We start from the raw sequence: 14,483 nt of genomic DNA, 5'->3' as shown, positions 1-14,483 counted from the left end.
TTACCCTTTTTTCCCTGACATCACGAGCCAACGCCCGTGCAGCGCCTGGTCGCGCGCGGCCTGGGTCCAGTAATCGCGCTCGTACGCGTCGGCCGCGCGCCGGCGGCGTCCGGACAGGTACATCTTGGCCGGCAGCGCCAGCAGCCGTTCGCGCATGCGGCGCGGCTTGGGTTCGTTCACCTCGTGCAGCTGGATATCCTGCAGGCCGGCGCTGTCCAGGAACAGGTGCAGCTGCGGGAACGAAAACGGAAAGTACGGGATATAGTCGCCGCGCTTCAGCCCGACGCACGGGCGGAATCCCGAGTGATAGCCGCGCAGGAAATACTGCAGCCGGCTGGCCAGATTCCAGGTGTTCGGCGTCGTGATGATGATCCTGCCGCCGGGCCGTACCGCTTGCACGAAACCATCGAGCAACAGCCCCGGATTGCGCACCAGATGCAAGGCTTCGCCGCAGACCACGGCGTCGTACTGCTGGCAGTCCGACGGCAGCGGCGTGTCGAGGTCGTGCTCGCGGGCGCTGGCGTAGCCGTCATCGGCTTCCGGAAACTCCCACAGCCCCAGGCCGTCGAGGTGCAGCGAGCGCCCCTGCTGCTTGAGCGCCTGGCCGAGCCAGCCTTGGCCGCACGGTGCATCGAGCACCCGTTGCGCGCCCATCTCGCCGAGGATGGACAACACCGTCGCATGGTACGGCTTGATCTTGTGGCGGCCACCGGCGTCGTGATGGGTCGAGGCAAACGAGGATGAAGACGAAGACGACATCGGGTCTGACAGGCTCTCGGGTGGCGGAGGGTTGAGCGGGCCCGGATAGCCGGCCCCACTGCGCATCCCGTGCGGATCGCGCGGGCCACATGGTGCCCCAGACCTGTTACGCACGCTACCCCCCGCCCCCGCCGCGCTTACCATTCGAGCGTAATCCCTAAGTCTCGCATCAAAACGATCGGACGCTTCCCGGGCGCCAGGTACGACAGGCCCGGGCTTCGACGGCAGCCGCCACCGCTGGCGCACAGTCCGCCAGCCCTGGGGGATGGGCAAGCGTGCGGCCCCCGTGATCTACTGCGCAGAGCGCCGCGCGCGGCCGTACCGTGCGCACCAGCCGTGGCCGCGGCCCGCACCGCCGCGGTGGCGCAGGCTGCCGCCGCCCACTGGCCGTCCTATAGGAGTACGCATGTCCCTTCGCCCTGCCCCCGCCGACGCGCCGTCCAATCCGGCTCGCGCCCGCCTGCTGCGCGCCGGCCTCGCCGCCTGCGCCGTCGCCGCGGGTACGCGTGTGCTGCCGGCGCACGGGCAGTCCGCCTCCGCGCTCGCGCGGCGCAGGATCCCGTCGAGCGGCGCGTTGCTTCCCGTCATCGGCTGCGGCACCTACATCGGCTTCGATGCCGCCGAGGGCAAGGCCGCGGGTGGCGAGCTCGACGGCGTGGTCCGGGCGCTGGTCGACGGCGGCGGATCGGTGCTCGACAGCTCGCCGATGTACGGGCGCGCCGAAGCCGTCACCGGCGAGATCGTGCAGCGCCTGGGCCTGCGTGACCGCACCTTTCTCGCCACCAAGGTCTGGACCAGTGGCCGGGCCGCGGGCATCGCCCAGATGGAAGACTCGTTCCGGCTGCTGCGCACCGATCACATCGATCTCATGCAGATCCACAACCTGCTGGACTGGCGCACCCATCTGCCGCAACTGCGGCAGTGGCAGGCCGACGGCCGCATCCGCTATCTCGGCATCACGCACTACACCTCGAGCGCCTACGATCAGGTGGAGGCGGTGCTGCGCCAGGAAAAGCTCGACTTTCTGCAGATCAATTACGCCGCCGACGACCGCGAGGCGGCACGACGCATCCTGCCGCTCGCCGCGGAGCGCGGCGTGGCGGTGATCATCAACCGCCCGTTCGGGGGCGGTGGCCTGCTGCGCCGCCTGGCGGACCGGCCGCTGCCCGGCTGGGCCGGCGAGATCGGCGCGGGCTCCTGGGCGCAGGTGCTGCTGAAATTCGTGTTGTCGCAGCCCGCCGTGACCTGTGCCATTCCGGGCACCGCGCGTGTGCGCCACATGCGCGACAACCTGGCGGCGGGCACCGGCACGATTCCGGAGCCCGGCTGGTGGAAAGACAAGTTGGAAGCGCTACGTTAGCCATCCCTCGGTATAGCTATTCCACTTGCGCGGAATTTGCAATAATGAGCCGCTTTTCGCGGAACTTTCCGACCCAGGCCCGGCTCTGACTCGCGCTCTTGCGCCCGACACTGTCCCGTCCCGCGTCAGATCTCTAACACCTCTACTAGCCGAGTTCCTACCATGATTAAATCCGACGACACTGGCAAGCTGATCCTGCGTCTCGCCCTGGGCATCCTGATCCTGCTGCATGGCCTGTTCAAACTGAGCAGCGGCGTGGGCGGCATCGCCGGCATGCTCTCGCAGCACGGCCTGCCTGCCTTCCTGGCCTACGGCGCCTATGTGGGCGAAATCGTTGGCCCCCTGCTCATCATCCTGGGCATCTACACGCGCCTCGGCGCGCTCATCATCGCCGTCAACATGGTGGTTGCGATCCTGCTGGCCCACAGCCATCAGATCGCGGCGCTCAACGCCCAGACCGGCGGCTGGCAGATCGAGCTGCAGGGCATGTTCCTGTTCACGGCGCTGGCGCTGATGTTCATGGGCGCGGGCCGCTTCAGCCTCGCCGGCTCCGGCGGCCGCTGGAACTGATCCTGGCTTGGACAACCGGCCGGTGCGCGAGCGCCGGCCGGTTTTTTTATGCGCGCCGTCGACGCGCAGGAGAGCCGCACCGGCGTCGCGCGTCGGCCGCCGCTGCAACAATTGTCAATGCCGGTCACCGATTAAAGGTGTTTCTCATCCATTACATCGATGCACGCGGCCCGCGCACGGTGGCCTAATGGAAGCATCCAGACTCGGCGCCGCCTGCCGGCGCGCCACCCGGACCCGCACCATGAAGATCCCTCGTCTTTCCCCGCTCGCGCTGCCCCGCCACGCCGGCCGGCTGGCCTTGCCGCTCGTCCTGCCCCTGCTGGCGGCCTGCGCGCAGGCCCAGGTTGCCGATCCCGCCTATGCGCCCGGCTACGATCCCGCTTACGACGCCGCCTACCCCGCGGCTCAGGGCACCGATCCGGCCACCGCCAACATGGCGCCGGTGTCCATCTCTCAGGAAGCCCCGCCGCCGCTGCCGGCCTATCAGCAGCCTCCGGTGCCCGGAGATGGCTATATCTGGGTGCCCGGTTACTGGGCCCGCAACGCCATCGGCTTTTACTGGGTGCCCGGCGCCTGGGTCATCGCGCCGTATGCCGGCGCGCTCTGGACCCCGGGATACTGGGCCTACGACACCAGCTACTACCGCTGGAACCCCGGCTACTGGGGTCCTCACGTGGGCTTCTATGGCGGCATCAACTACGGCTATGGCTACCTCGGCTTCGGCTACGTGGGCGGCTACTGGAACGCGGACCGCTTCTACTACAACCGCGCCGTCACCATGGTCAACGTCACCCGCGTGAAGTACGTCTACGATCGCCGTATCGACGTGCACGACTACGACCGCGGCCGCATCAGCTATCACGGCGGCCCGCGCGGCATCCAGCGCGCGCCGAGCCCGCAGGAGCTTGCCGCGCGCAACGAGCGCCACCGCCCGCCCACGCAGGCGCAGTTCGATCACGCGCGCTGGGCCGGCAACGAACGCGGCCAGCGCTACGGTCATGGCAACGGGCCGGCGCGCATGGCCGACGACCGGCCGATCGGCGGCCCCCGCGACGGACGGCGTTGGGACGACGGGCAACCTGGCCGCGGCAATGTCGCGCAAGGCGGCCGCCCGGGACAGGAATGGAGCACGCGTCCGAACCCGCAGCGCCCGGATCGCGACAACCTCACCCCCAATCCGAATCGTCCCGACAACGGCCAGCTACGGCCCAACCCCAATCGCCCCGACGGCGGACAACTCACGCCGCGGCCGCAGCCGCCGCTGCCCAACGGGCACCCCGGCTTCTCGCGGCCCGCGCCGACGCCCTCGCCCACGCGACCGGAAACGTGGCGTGGGCCCGACAACCGCCCGGGCCAGGGCCGACCCGACACGGCGCGACCCGACTCGGGGCGACCCGACACAGGGCGACCCGACTCGGGGCGGCCTGACGCGGCGCGGCCTGGCGCGACCCGGCCTGACGCGGCCCGGCCGTCGCGCCCCCGGCCGGACGGTGGCCAGCCCGGCGCCGGCGGAGGTTCCGGACGGCCCCAGGCCGAGCGGCCGCCGCAACGCGAAAGCCGTCCGCCCCCCCAGCGCGAGGCGCGGCCCCAAAATCCCAACGCCGGACAGCCGCAGCAACAGCGCGGTCCGGAGCGCGCAGCGCCTCGCGGCAATGATCGCGGCGACGGCGGCGGTCGCGGGGGCGGAGGCGGCGATCGGGGCGGTGGCGGCGGTGGCGGTGGCGGCGGCCCCCGCTCCGATCGCGGCTAAGCCTAACGAAAAAAGGCATCGGAAGATCCGATGCCTTTTCTCTTTTGGTTGCATGCGCAACCAACTGCACAACCCCGGCCGTCGCGGGCGCAGGGTCGTCAGCGCGGGCCGCGCAAGCCGTCGCGATTACTTGCCGTCGAGCTCACGCTTTGCCGCGGCGAGATCGTCGTTGTAGTTGCGGCGCGCTTCGGCTTCGCAACCCTTGCGCTCGGCAGCGCCCATCGCGCGGCACTGCTTGCGCGACTCATCGTAGCCATTCACGGCTTCCTTGCGCTTGGTTTCGTAACGCTGCTTGGGCGTCACGTCCTCGCGGTGCCATTGCGGCGGATCGCCCGGCAAGGCCACCGGCGCCGGCGCGGGGGCGCCCATCGGTGCGGCCGCGCCAGCCGGAGGCGGCGGCGGAGTCTGATAGCCCGGGCGGGGCGGCGGGGTCTGGTAACCCGGCTGCGGCGCCGGCGGGGGCGTCTGGTAGCCGGGCTGCGGCGCAGGCGGCGGCGTCTGGTAGCCGGGTTGGGGCGCGGCCGGCGCATTCTGATAGCCCGGCTGCGGGGCCGGCGTCTGATAGCCAGGCTGCTGGGCCGGCGGCGTCTGATACGTCTGCGTAGGCGTGGCGGCGCCAGGGGCCGGCGGCTGCCAGCCCTGCGCGTGCGCGGCGCCAGCGCCGAACACCATGGCGGCGGTCAGGCTCGCGGCCAGCACCGGGCGGGACAAGATACGGGACAGCGGACGGACACGCGATTGTTCGAGTTGGTTCATGACATCCTCCTTGCCGTGATGACGCGGTTTAGACCCCCTCAGACTCCCTGATCGGCACGCACCGGTCAACGGGCCCACGTAAACGAATGTGTACGGGATCGGCGCGTAACTGGACCGGAGAAACATCTGTCTATAAATTAACGCAAGGCCTGCGAGGATTGCGACAGAAACCCCTGCCGCACGGGCCGCCAGGAGTCCTTCATGTCCGTCTTTTCTTTCGGCAAACTGCGCGGCCTGCGCGTCTTGCATGGTCTGGCGCTGAGCACCGCGCTGACCGCCCTATCGCTTTCCGGCGCGGCGCATGCCGAGCTGCCGGCGGGCGCCAAGGCCCCCACGTTCTCCACCGAAGCGGCCCTCGCCGGCAAGGTGTTCCGCTACGACCTCGGCGCGGCGTTGCGCGACGGCCCCGTGGTCCTCTACTTCTACCCCGCGGCGTTCACCCAGGGCTGCTCGCTCGAGGCGCGCGCGTTCGCCGAGGCCATCGATCAGTACAAGGCGCTCGGGGCCAGCGTGGTCGGCGTATCGGGCGACGACATCCAGACGCTGCAGAAATTCTCGGTCAGCGAGTGCGGTGGCAAGTTTCCCGTGGCCGCGGGCACCGCCGACATCATCAAGGCCTACGAAGTCACCTCCAGCCGCGACCCCGCGCGCTCCAAGCGCACCTCGTACGTCATCTCGCCCAAGGGCGAGATCGTGTACAGCCATACCGACAGCAACTTCGAGCACCACGTGACCAACACGCTCAAGGCCGTGCAGGACTGGAAGGCGAAGCAGCCGTCCTGAGCGCGCGTCCGGTCCCGGCCACGTGCCGGGACCTGTGCGGATCGTTGCAGGCGCAACGGACCCGCGCGACCCGTTCACAAAAAAGTGGCCCCGCTTGCGCGGGGCCACTTGCGTTGCGGACCACGACCCGGCCGCGGCGCGTCGCGTCGCTCAGGGCAGGATTTCCTGCACCCGCTCGGCCGGGCGGCACAGGCGCGCGCCGCGCTCGGTCACGACGAACGGGCGGTTGATCAGGATGGGGTTCTCGACCATCGCGTCGAGCAAGGCTTCGTCGTCGACACCGGGCTCGCCCAGGCCGAGCACGTCGTAGAGCGACTCTTTGCTGCGCACGGCCTCGCGCACGGACAGTCCCGACTGCTGAATCAGCCCGGCCAGCGTGGGGCGCGACGGCGGCGTCTTGAGATACTCGATGATGGTGGGTTCGATCCCCGCGTCCCGCAGGGCCTGCAACACGTTGCGCGAGGTACTGCAACGCGGGTTGTGATAGATGGTGGCGGACATGAGGGCTCCTCAGAGGTTGCGCGGTGCTGCCGAAGCGCGCCCGCGCGGCTTGCTGAAACAAGCGCCCAGTCTACCCCGGCCGCGCGCCGGCCGGTGCCTTACCCCTTCAGTTGAACGGCCATACCGTCGGATGGGTGCCGGGCGGCACCGAGGGCCGCGTCCAGCGTGCCGGCGTGGCCGAGAATTGCGCGGCATGACGCACCGCGCGCAGCGAGCCGAAGCCCGAGGTCTCGGTGTCGAGCAGGCCTTCGATATCGGGCAAGGGACAGGCAAGCCCGTCCGCCACGCGGCCCAGGCTGCGCAGCCACGCGGCGGTGCGGGCGAGCGACACGCGCACATGCCAGCTGCCGCCTTCGGTGCTCTGACGCGCCAGCGCGGCCAGCGCACCGAACGCCATCAAATACCCGCTGGCGTGGTCGAGGATCTGCACCGGCAGCGGCTTGGGCTGCGCCTGTCCGGCTGCCTGCGCTTCGGCGTGATTGAAGCCCGTCGCGGTCTGCACCAGCGAATCGAATCCGCGCCGCGCCGACCACGGACCCTGGGAGCCGTAAGCCGACAAGGACACGTAGACCGCGCCGGGCCGGATGCGGGCCACTTCTTCGGGACCGAATCCGAGCGCGGCCATGCCACCGGGCCGATAGCCCTGCACGAAGACGTGCGCGCTGCGCAGCAGATTGCCCAAGGCGATCCGGCCATCGGCGGTCTCGAGGTCGGCATGCACCGAAAGCTTGCCGCGGCTGGTGTCGATGATGTTGTCGATGTTCGGAAGATGCGGCGAGTTCACCAGCATCACGTCCGCGCCGTAGGCGGCCAGTGCGCGGCCGCAGACCGGGCCCGCGATGATGCGGGTGAGGTCGAGCACGCGGATACCCTGCAGCGGGCGGGCCTCGTGGCCGTACTTGGGCAACGGTCGCGGGTCGGCGTCACCGATGCGCTCGATGGCGACCAGCGGTTCGGACGCGAGCGCCAGCGACTGCGGATGGGCGTCCCACTCGTCGAAGCTGCGCATGGCCGCGACCGCGAGCCCCGCGTCGGCGGCCACTTGCTCGAAATCGAACGCGCGCCAACGGGTGAGCGCCTGCTCTACGGTGGCTCGCGTGGAGCCATCGCCCGGCGCGCAGCCCAGCAAGGCCAGTGCGCCGTCGCGATGATGCGCGAAATTGGCATGAATTCGGACCCATCCGCCATCGCCACAGGGATAGACGCCCGTGATCGGATCCCAGATATTGGGCGCGATGCCATTGATCAGGAAGTGGCTGCGGCACTCCTGGGCGGCATGCAGCATGTCCAGGGAGACGGTCTGGCGCGGCTTGCCGCGCAGATGCCAGATCTCGGCGGCCGCCAGCGCAGCCGCGGCGATGCTGGCCTGCGCCGCGGTGCCCACCGCGAACGACGAGGGCAACACGGGCTCCGTGCCGCGAAGCACCACGTGCTCCAGCGACTCATCCGGAAGATCGGCGCCACGCCAGATGTTCTGCAGGGCGTGCAGTGCCGTCTTGCCCGTCGAGTTGGTTTTCGCTTGTCCCCGCGAAAAGGGGGAGCGCAAATCCATCAAATTTCCCATAGCCTTCGTTCCACGCGTCGTTCTCACTTTTCCAGCACCTGGATTACAGAACTCCGGGTCGCCAGGCGTCAAGAAACCCGCCGCGCCACGGTGTTTCACGGTTTGACGCGTTGGAGGTGCCTGCCAGGCCGCGCCATTGCTCGCTGGCGGGGCGGCGAGCCAGCACTGGCGCGGTCTTGCACCGGACCCGGCGCGCGGCCGGACCGACGTTGCGGAGATGCTACCGCTCGTGCTTTGGTCACAACTTCACTCACGTTTTACACGAAACCGCGCCGCGCGGAACCTGCGGCGCGGGCATCGTGCAGCGCACCATCGCGGCTGCCCGGGGCGTGCTCATCCACGTAGAATGCCGGATCGCCGCGCATGTCGGACGGCCCCCCGGGCCCTGCCGCATGACGCGTTGGCATGAACATCGTACCGATCAGACTCCATGACGCACACCCTGGCCTGGCTGCGCACCGACCTGCGCCTGCACGACAACCCCGCCCTCGCCGCCGCGGCCGAAGGGGGGACCGTCACGGCGCTCTTCATGCCGGCGCCCGCGCAGTGGCGCTCGCACGGCGACGCCGCGGTCAAGGTCGACTTCTGGCTGCGCAACCTGCACGCTTTGCAGGCCAGTCTGGCCGAACGCAACATCGCGCTCGCGCTGCTGCCCGTCGCGGATTGGGGCGAGGCACCCGAGGCGCTGGCGCGCTGGTGCCGCGACCACGACATCGCGGCCGTCCATGCCAACGCCGAGTGGGGCATCAACGAGCAGCGCCGCGATGCGGCGACCGCCGAGGCCCTGGCCGACGCAGGCATCGACTTCACCCTGCATCACGGCGGCACGCTGCTGATACCCGGCAGCGTGCTCACCGGCAAGGGCGACACCTACAAAGTGTTCACGCCCTACGCGAAGTCCTGCCGCGCGCGCCTGCAGGGCGCCATGCCGCAGGCCGTGCGGGCACCGCGTGCTCAGCCCGAGGCGGGCCTGCGCAGTGATCCGCTGCCCGCGTCCTTCGACGGCTACGACACGCCCGACGAGGCCTTGCGCACGCAGTGGCCGGCGGGCGAGGACGCCGCGCACGAGCGCCTGCGCGCGTTTCTCGATGGCGAGATCGCCGAGTATCACGACGCGCGCGACTTCCCGGCGCAACGCGGTACCAGCATGCTCTCGCCCTATCTGGCGGCCGGGGTGCTGTCGCCCGCGCAATGCCTGCGCGCCGCGCTGTCGGCCAATCAGGGCGAGATCGACAGCGGCGGAATCGGACCGCGCACGTGGATCACCGAGCTGCTGTGGCGCGAGTTCTACCAGCACCTGCTCGCCGCATCGCCCGGCCTCTCGATGCATCAGCCGATGCGCCCCGAGACGGTGTATCTGCAGTGGCGCGACGCCCCCGACGATCTCGCCGCCTGGCAGAACGGGCGCACCGGCATCCCGATCGTCGATGCCGCGCAGCGCCAGTTGCTCGCGACGGGCTGGATGCACAATCGCCTGCGCATGGTCACGGCGATGTTTCTCACCAAGAATCTGTTGATCGACTGGCGCCAGGGCGAGGCCTGGTTCATGGCCCACCTGATCGACGGCGAGCTCGCCGCGAACAACGGCGGCTGGCAGTGGAGCGCGTCCACGGGCGCGGACGCCGCGCCCTACTTCCGCGTGTTCAACCCGGTGTCGCAGTCGCGCAAGTTCGATCCGCAGGGCGTGTTCTTGCGCCGCTGGCTGCCCGAGCTGGCCGACCTCGACAACGACAGCCTGCACGAGCCCAGCGCGGCCCAACGCCGCGCGACCGGCTACCCCGAGGCCATCGTCGATCTCAAGAGCAGCCGCCAGCGCGCCATCGAGGCGTTCGCCGCCCTGCCGCGCGCGCTGCCGACCTGAGCGGCCCGGCGTGCCGGGCCGTGCATCGCCCGCGCTCGGGCGCGCGCCGCCCCAGGCTCAGCTGCCCGGCGTTTCCGAGGCCGCCTTGTCCAGCCGGCGCAGAAACACGCCGATCTCTTTTTCCACCTGCTTGTCGCCGCGCTCGCTGGCGCAGCGCGCGCCCTGCTCCCAGGCCTCGCGCGCGCCCGCCGCATCGCCCTGCGCCAGCAAGGCGCGCCCGAGCCACTTCCAGGCCACCGAATACGTCGCATCGAAGCCCAGGGCCGCCCGCAAATGCGTGACGGCCTCGGCGTATTGCTCCTGCTCGGCATAGGTTTTGCCCAGCGTGAAACGCAACAACATGTTGTCCTGTCCCTGCGCCAACATGGCGCTCAGGCGCGCGATCATCTCCGCCATAGCCGCTTTTTCCTCCGTGCTGCCCGCGCGTACGCGCGTGACCGATCCCATGATGATAGGTGCGCAAGCGCGTCAGACAGGGAAAAACCATGTGTGTCGGAGCGTTTCCCGCCACGCAAATCGCGGAATTCTTGAGCGATAGTGCGGTCCAGAACCACAGTCGTCCCTGGAAACCGCTCGTGCTCCACCGCCATCCGCATCTGTTCAAGCGCGCCGCCGCGCTGCTCCTTCTTGCCGCCGCCGCGCTCGCGCAGAGCGCCGTGCTGGCAGCGGAATCCGTCGCGCCCGCCGACCTGGCCGCGCGCGTCGACCGCCTCACCTGGGGCAACACGCCGGCCGAGCTCGAACGTGCGCGCAAGATGGGCTGGCCCGCGTGGCGAGACGCCCAGCTGGCGCCGGCCGCCCGACCCGCCCTGCCGGCCTACGTGGCTGCGCAGATCGCGGCCATGCCGATCAGCAAGGTGGACGCACGCGAGGCGGTGCTGACGCAGCGTGCGCGCAATGCCGAGGTGCAGGAGATCCAGGATCCAGACGACAAGCTCGCGGCACGCCGCGAGAATCGCAACTATGGCCGCGAGCGCGCGGCGCAGACGCAGGCGCGGGCCGTCTGGCTCGCGCTGTATTCGCCCAATCAGTTGCAGGAGCAACTGACGTGGTTCTGGATGAACCATTTCAGCGTCTATGCGGGCAAGGCCAACGTCGGGACCGTGCTGGCCGATTACGAAGACCGCACGATCCGCGCCCATGCGCTGGGCAAGTTCAGCGACTTGTTGCGCGCCACCGCGATGTCGCCCGCCATGCTCATCTACCTGGACAACATCCGCAACACCGACGGCGCGATCAACGAGAACTACGCGCGCGAGTTGCTGGAGCTGCACACGCTGGGCGTGCATGGCGGCTACAGCCAGAAAGACGTGCAGGAGCTCGCGCGCGTGCTGACCGGCGTCGGGCTGAACCAGACCGACCAGCCCTTGAAGGTGCGCGCGGCCCTGCGTGATCGCGTGGTAGAAGACGGCCTGTTCGCGTTCAACCCGCAGCGTCACGACGCCGGCGACAAAGTGCTGCTGGGCAAGACGATCCACGGTGGCGGATGGCCCGAGGTCGAGACCGCGCTGGACCTGCTGGCCCGCCACCCCGCCACCGCGCGGCACGTCAGCACCAAGCTGGCCGTGTACTTCGTGTCGGATACGCCGCCCAAGGCACTCATCGACGCCATGGTGCAAACCTGGCAGCGCACCGATGGCGACATCGCCGAAGTGCTGCGCACCCTGATCGACTCCGACGCCTTCACCGCCTCGCTCAAGACAGGCAAGTTCAAGGACCCCACGCACTACATGATCTCGGCCGTGCGGCTGGCCTATGCCGATCGCGAGCCGATCCGCCATCCCGAGGCCGTGGTGGCCTGGCTCGACCGCATGGGCCAACCGCTCTATCAACGCCTGACACCCGATGGCTGGCCCATGATGCAGACCGACTGGTCCGGCTCGGGGCAGATGACCACGCGCTTCGAGGCCGCGCGCGCGGTGGCCGCCGTGCCGGCCACGTTCTATCAACGCAAGGGCGAACCCAAGCCCGAGCTCGCACCGCTGCCGCGTCTGGCCCAGGCCTATGGCCAGGACGGCCCCTTCGCCCAGTGGTCGCCCGCCTCGCGCGAGGCCATCACCGACACCCGCAACCTGCGCGACGCCAACACTTACGTGCTGGCGGCGCCGGAGTTCATGCGCCGCTAGCGCGCACGCCGCTGCCGCGCGCCGCTACCGCGCAGGCCCGCCTGACCGCCGACCGGGAGATTCCATGCATCGCCGCGACCTTCTCAAATGGGCACTCGCCCTGCCCCTCACGTGGCACGCCACGCGGCTGCTGGCCGCCCCCGCCACCGATCAGCGCCTGCTGGTGGTGTTCATGCGCGGCGCCTACGATGCGGCCAACCTGCTGGTGCCCGTAAACAGCGACTTGTATTACGAGTCGCGGCCCACCATCGCCATCCCGCGTCCGGGCGAGCGCAACGGCGCGATCGCGTTGGCCGACGGCTGGGGCCTGCACCCGGCGCTCGAGCAGAGCCTGCTTCCGCTCTATCGCGACAAGTCGCTGGCATTCGTGCCGTTCGCGGGCACCGACGACACCAGCCGCAGCCATTTCGAAACACAGAATCGCATCGAGCTGGGACGCGGTGCCGACGCGGGCGGCGCGGCCAACTCGGGCTTTCTCAATCGCCTGGTCACCGAGCTCGGGGGGCCGGTGCCCGCGGCGGCGTTCACCGAAGACGTGCCGCAGATCTTTCGCGGCAATGCGCGCGTGCCCAACATCGATCTCGGTGGCGCCAACCGCAAATCCCGCCTGGACGACGACCGCAATCGCGCGATCGCGCAGATGTACCAGGGCACCGATCTCGACGCCGCGGTGCGCGAAGGCATGCAGGTGATGGGCGACACGCGCCAGGCCCTGGCCAAGGAGCTCGCCGAGGCCAACGGCAAGTCGGTCTCCACCGAAAAGCTCGAACAGGAGGCGCGCCGCATCGGCCGCTTCATGGCCGAGCGCTACAACGTGGGCTTCGTCGATGTGGGCGGTTGGGACACCCACGTCGGCCAGGGCGGCGCGCAGGGCGTCCTCGCCACCAAGCTCGGCCAACTGGGCCGCGCGCTCGTCGCGTATGCCGACGCCATGGGGCCGGCCTGGAAGCAGACGACCGTGGTCGTCATCAGCGAATTCGGGCGGACCTTCCGCGAAAACGGCAACAAGGGCACCGACCACGGCCACGGCAGCGTCTATTGGGTGCTGGGCGGCAACGTGCGCGGCGGCCGCCTTGCCGGCCGCCAGATCGAGGTGGCGCAAAAGACCTTGCACCAGGATCGCGACTATCCGGTGCTCAACGACTACCGGGCGTTGTTCGGCGGGCTCTTCGGGCGGCTCTACGGGCTCGCGCCGGACCGGCTCGCGCGCATCTTCCCGGGCGTACAGCCGCAGGATCTGCAATTGGTGTGACGTCGCCCGCTCCCGCGCGGCGCGGCCCGGCGCTACACTGGCGGCCGAACCCGTCCGAACCCAGGCGGGGCATGCCCCACCGGGTGCCCCGCTTTTACGCTGGAGGCATCATGGCCACACTTTATGAATTCACCGCACGCGATCTCGCCGGACAGGATGTCGGGCTCGACCGCTGGCGCGGTCAGGTCGTGCTGGTGGTCAATGTGGCCTCGCAGTGCGGCTTCACGCCGCAATACACCGGCCTCGAAGACCTGTATCGCGCCTACCAGGATCGCGGTTTCGCGGTGCTGGGATTCCCGTGCAATCAATTCGGCCACCAAGAACCCGGCGACGAGGGCGCCATCCGCCAGTTCTGCGAAACGCAATACGGCATCAGCTTTCCGCTGTTCGCCAAGATCGACGTGAACGGCGCCGATGCCCACCCGCTCTACCGCTGGCTCAAAGAACAGAAGCCCGGCCTGCTCGGCACCGAAGGCATCAAGTGGAACTTCACCAAGTTCCTGATCGGCCGCGACGGCCAGGTCCTCAAGCGCTACGCTCCGACCGACACCCCCGCCTCGCTCAAATCGGATATCGAAGCCGCGCTGGCCACGCCGCTGCCCGAGTGACACGCCGGTAAGAGGCGCGCCGGCAGCACGACACCGAACCGACGGTAAGAGGCGCGCCTCCAGCCCGACACCGACCCCACGGCGCGACGTACGCTACCGCAGCGGCGGCAGCCGCCGCGCGATGGGCGAGGTCTTCACGATGGCGGTGTTGGTCTCGGCAAACTCGGTCACGCGCTCAAGAATGGCGTCGAGCTCGCTGATCGACCGGAGCACGAGGCGCGCGACGAAGCAGTCGTCGCCCGTGACCTTGTCGCACTCGATGAAAGACTCGATCTCCGTAATCAGACGCTCCACGCGTTGCAACTGCCCCGGCAACGGGCGGATGCGCACGATGGCGGTCAGGCCATAGCCGAGCGCCGCCGGGTCGATGTCGACCGTGTAGCGGCGGATCACGCCGCTCTCCTCGAGGCGGCGCAACCGGTCCGCCACGCTGGGGGCGGACATGCCCACCTGACGCGCAAGGTCGGCGACCGAGGTGCGCGCGTGGTCCGTCAGGGCCTGCACCAGACGGCGATCGATGCCGTCGAGAATGTGATTTTCGTTTTCAAGGTCGGAAGGCATTAAATAACTCCAAAACCAAGGCTAATATTCGG

The 14,483-nt window shown here is 69.4% G+C and carries 14 protein-coding genes; 8 read left to right on the top strand and 6 right to left on the bottom strand.

Annotated elements, in window-relative coordinates; all coding sequences use genetic code 11:
• Nucleotides 1-759, bottom strand: a complete 759-nt coding sequence (locus tag CEK29_RS10565) for a class I SAM-dependent methyltransferase (RefSeq protein ID WP_255176127.1) — start codon at nucleotides 757-759, stop codon at nucleotides 1-3.
• A 406-nt stretch (nucleotides 760-1,165) separates the two neighbouring features.
• Here CEK29_RS10565 and CEK29_RS10560 point away from each other — a divergent pair, with 406 nt between their 5' ends.
• The 3 genes from CEK29_RS10560 to CEK29_RS24095 all read left to right on the top strand — a co-directional run bounded on the left by CEK29_RS10560 (nucleotide 1,166) and on the right by CEK29_RS24095 (nucleotide 4,439).
• Entirely contained in the window at nucleotides 1,166-2,119 is a 954-nt protein-coding gene (locus CEK29_RS10560; RefSeq protein ID WP_094858048.1) for an aldo/keto reductase, read from the top strand.
• A 162-nt stretch (nucleotides 2,120-2,281) separates the two neighbouring features.
• Nucleotides 2,282-2,689: a DoxX family protein gene (locus tag CEK29_RS10555; protein WP_094799580.1), complete on the top strand. Its 408-nt coding sequence runs from the start codon at nucleotides 2,282-2,284 to the stop codon at nucleotides 2,687-2,689.
• A 241-nt stretch (nucleotides 2,690-2,930) separates the two neighbouring features.
• A complete protein-coding gene (locus tag CEK29_RS24095; RefSeq protein WP_255176126.1) occupies nucleotides 2,931-4,439 on the top strand; it encodes a hypothetical protein in 1,509 nt (502 codons plus the stop codon).
• A 126-nt stretch (nucleotides 4,440-4,565) separates the two neighbouring features.
• Here the strand turns inward: CEK29_RS24095 and CEK29_RS24165 are convergent, their stop codons facing one another.
• Entirely contained in the window at nucleotides 4,566-5,195 is a 630-nt protein-coding gene (locus CEK29_RS24165) for a hypothetical protein (protein ID WP_094858047.1), read from the bottom strand.
• A 201-nt stretch (nucleotides 5,196-5,396) separates the two neighbouring features.
• Between CEK29_RS24165 and CEK29_RS10540 the strand changes: the two genes are divergently transcribed.
• Nucleotides 5,397-5,978 carry a peroxiredoxin gene (locus CEK29_RS10540; protein ID WP_094799578.1) on the top strand — a complete coding sequence of 194 codons (582 nt, stop codon included), beginning with the start codon at nucleotides 5,397-5,399 and terminating at the stop codon, nucleotides 5,976-5,978.
• 150 nt (nucleotides 5,979-6,128) lie between these two features.
• Here CEK29_RS10540 and arsC read toward each other — a convergent pair whose 3' ends face one another.
• Both arsC and CEK29_RS10530 read right to left on the bottom strand, forming a co-directional pair.
• On the bottom strand, nucleotides 6,129-6,479 hold the full coding sequence (gene arsC / locus CEK29_RS10535) for an arsenate reductase (glutaredoxin) (RefSeq protein ID WP_094799577.1): 351 nt from the start codon (nucleotides 6,477-6,479) through the stop codon (nucleotides 6,129-6,131).
• Nucleotides 6,480-6,585: 106 nt separating this feature from the next.
• The gene (locus CEK29_RS10530) at nucleotides 6,586-8,043 is read right to left on the bottom strand and encodes a CoA transferase (protein ID WP_094799576.1); all 1,458 of its coding nucleotides are present in this window, start codon (nucleotides 8,041-8,043) and stop codon (nucleotides 6,586-6,588) included.
• A 430-nt stretch (nucleotides 8,044-8,473) separates the two neighbouring features.
• On the opposite strand from CEK29_RS10530, the gene phrB reads away from it, so the two are divergent.
• Nucleotides 8,474-9,904: a deoxyribodipyrimidine photo-lyase gene (gene phrB, locus CEK29_RS10525; RefSeq protein WP_094858046.1), complete on the top strand. Its 1,431-nt coding sequence runs from the start codon at nucleotides 8,474-8,476 to the stop codon at nucleotides 9,902-9,904.
• A gap of 57 nt (nucleotides 9,905-9,961) precedes the next feature.
• Here phrB and CEK29_RS10520 read toward each other — a convergent pair whose 3' ends face one another.
• Entirely contained in the window at nucleotides 9,962-10,300 is a 339-nt protein-coding gene (locus CEK29_RS10520; protein WP_094799574.1) for a tetratricopeptide repeat protein, read from the bottom strand.
• A 179-nt stretch (nucleotides 10,301-10,479) separates the two neighbouring features.
• On the opposite strand from CEK29_RS10520, the gene CEK29_RS10515 reads away from it, so the two are divergent.
• The 3 genes from CEK29_RS10515 to CEK29_RS10505 all read left to right on the top strand — a co-directional run bounded on the left by CEK29_RS10515 (nucleotide 10,480) and on the right by CEK29_RS10505 (nucleotide 13,890).
• Nucleotides 10,480-12,030 carry a DUF1800 domain-containing protein gene (locus tag CEK29_RS10515; RefSeq protein WP_255176125.1) on the top strand — a complete coding sequence of 517 codons (1,551 nt, stop codon included), beginning with the start codon at nucleotides 10,480-10,482 and terminating at the stop codon, nucleotides 12,028-12,030.
• 64 nt (nucleotides 12,031-12,094) lie between these two features.
• On the top strand, nucleotides 12,095-13,282 hold the full coding sequence (locus tag CEK29_RS10510; RefSeq protein WP_094858044.1) for a DUF1501 domain-containing protein: 1,188 nt from the start codon (nucleotides 12,095-12,097) through the stop codon (nucleotides 13,280-13,282).
• Between the two features lie 110 nt (nucleotides 13,283-13,392).
• Nucleotides 13,393-13,890, top strand: coding sequence for a glutathione peroxidase (locus CEK29_RS10505; protein WP_094799571.1), 498 nt, complete (start codon nucleotides 13,393-13,395; stop codon nucleotides 13,888-13,890).
• A 93-nt stretch (nucleotides 13,891-13,983) separates the two neighbouring features.
• On the opposite strand, the gene CEK29_RS10500 is transcribed toward CEK29_RS10505, so the two are convergent.
• The gene (locus CEK29_RS10500; RefSeq protein ID WP_094799570.1) at nucleotides 13,984-14,451 is read right to left on the bottom strand and encodes an Lrp/AsnC family transcriptional regulator; all 468 of its coding nucleotides are present in this window, start codon (nucleotides 14,449-14,451) and stop codon (nucleotides 13,984-13,986) included.
• Between the last annotated feature and the right edge of the window lie 32 nt (nucleotides 14,452-14,483).

Source organism: Bordetella genomosp. 5, assembly GCF_002261475.1.
Lineage (GTDB): Bacteria > Pseudomonadota > Gammaproteobacteria > Burkholderiales > Burkholderiaceae_B > Bordetella.
Note: the sequence above shows the minus strand (reverse complement) of the source record. Positions and strands in the feature narration are given on the sequence as shown.

Bases quoted from the DNA above. Each gene is read 5' to 3' on its own strand.
- CEK29_RS10565 (WP_255176127.1), bottom strand. From the start codon at position 759: ATGTCGTCTTCGTCTTCATCCTCGTTTGCCTCGACCCATCACGACGCC.
- CEK29_RS10560 (WP_094858048.1), top strand. From the start codon at position 1,166: ATGTCCCTTCGCCCTGCCCCCGCCGACGCGCCGTCCAATCCGGCTCGC.
- CEK29_RS10555 (WP_094799580.1), top strand. From the start codon at position 2,282: ATGATTAAATCCGACGACACTGGCAAGCTGATCCTGCGTCTCGCCCTG.
- CEK29_RS24095 (WP_255176126.1), top strand. From the start codon at position 2,931: ATGAAGATCCCTCGTCTTTCCCCGCTCGCGCTGCCCCGCCACGCCGGC.
- CEK29_RS24165 (WP_094858047.1), bottom strand. From the start codon at position 5,195: ATGAACCAACTCGAACAATCGCGTGTCCGTCCGCTGTCCCGTATCTTG.
- CEK29_RS10540 (WP_094799578.1), top strand. From the start codon at position 5,397: ATGTCCGTCTTTTCTTTCGGCAAACTGCGCGGCCTGCGCGTCTTGCAT.
- arsC (WP_094799577.1), bottom strand. From the start codon at position 6,479: ATGTCCGCCACCATCTATCACAACCCGCGTTGCAGTACCTCGCGCAAC.
- CEK29_RS10530 (WP_094799576.1), bottom strand. From the start codon at position 8,043: ATGGGAAATTTGATGGATTTGCGCTCCCCCTTTTCGCGGGGACAAGCG.
- phrB (WP_094858046.1), top strand. From the start codon at position 8,474: ATGACGCACACCCTGGCCTGGCTGCGCACCGACCTGCGCCTGCACGAC.
- CEK29_RS10520 (WP_094799574.1), bottom strand. From the start codon at position 10,300: ATGGCGGAGATGATCGCGCGCCTGAGCGCCATGTTGGCGCAGGGACAG.
- CEK29_RS10510 (WP_094858044.1), top strand. From the start codon at position 12,095: ATGCATCGCCGCGACCTTCTCAAATGGGCACTCGCCCTGCCCCTCACG.
- CEK29_RS10505 (WP_094799571.1), top strand. From the start codon at position 13,393: ATGGCCACACTTTATGAATTCACCGCACGCGATCTCGCCGGACAGGAT.
- CEK29_RS10500 (WP_094799570.1), bottom strand. From the start codon at position 14,451: ATGCCTTCCGACCTTGAAAACGAAAATCACATTCTCGACGGCATCGAT.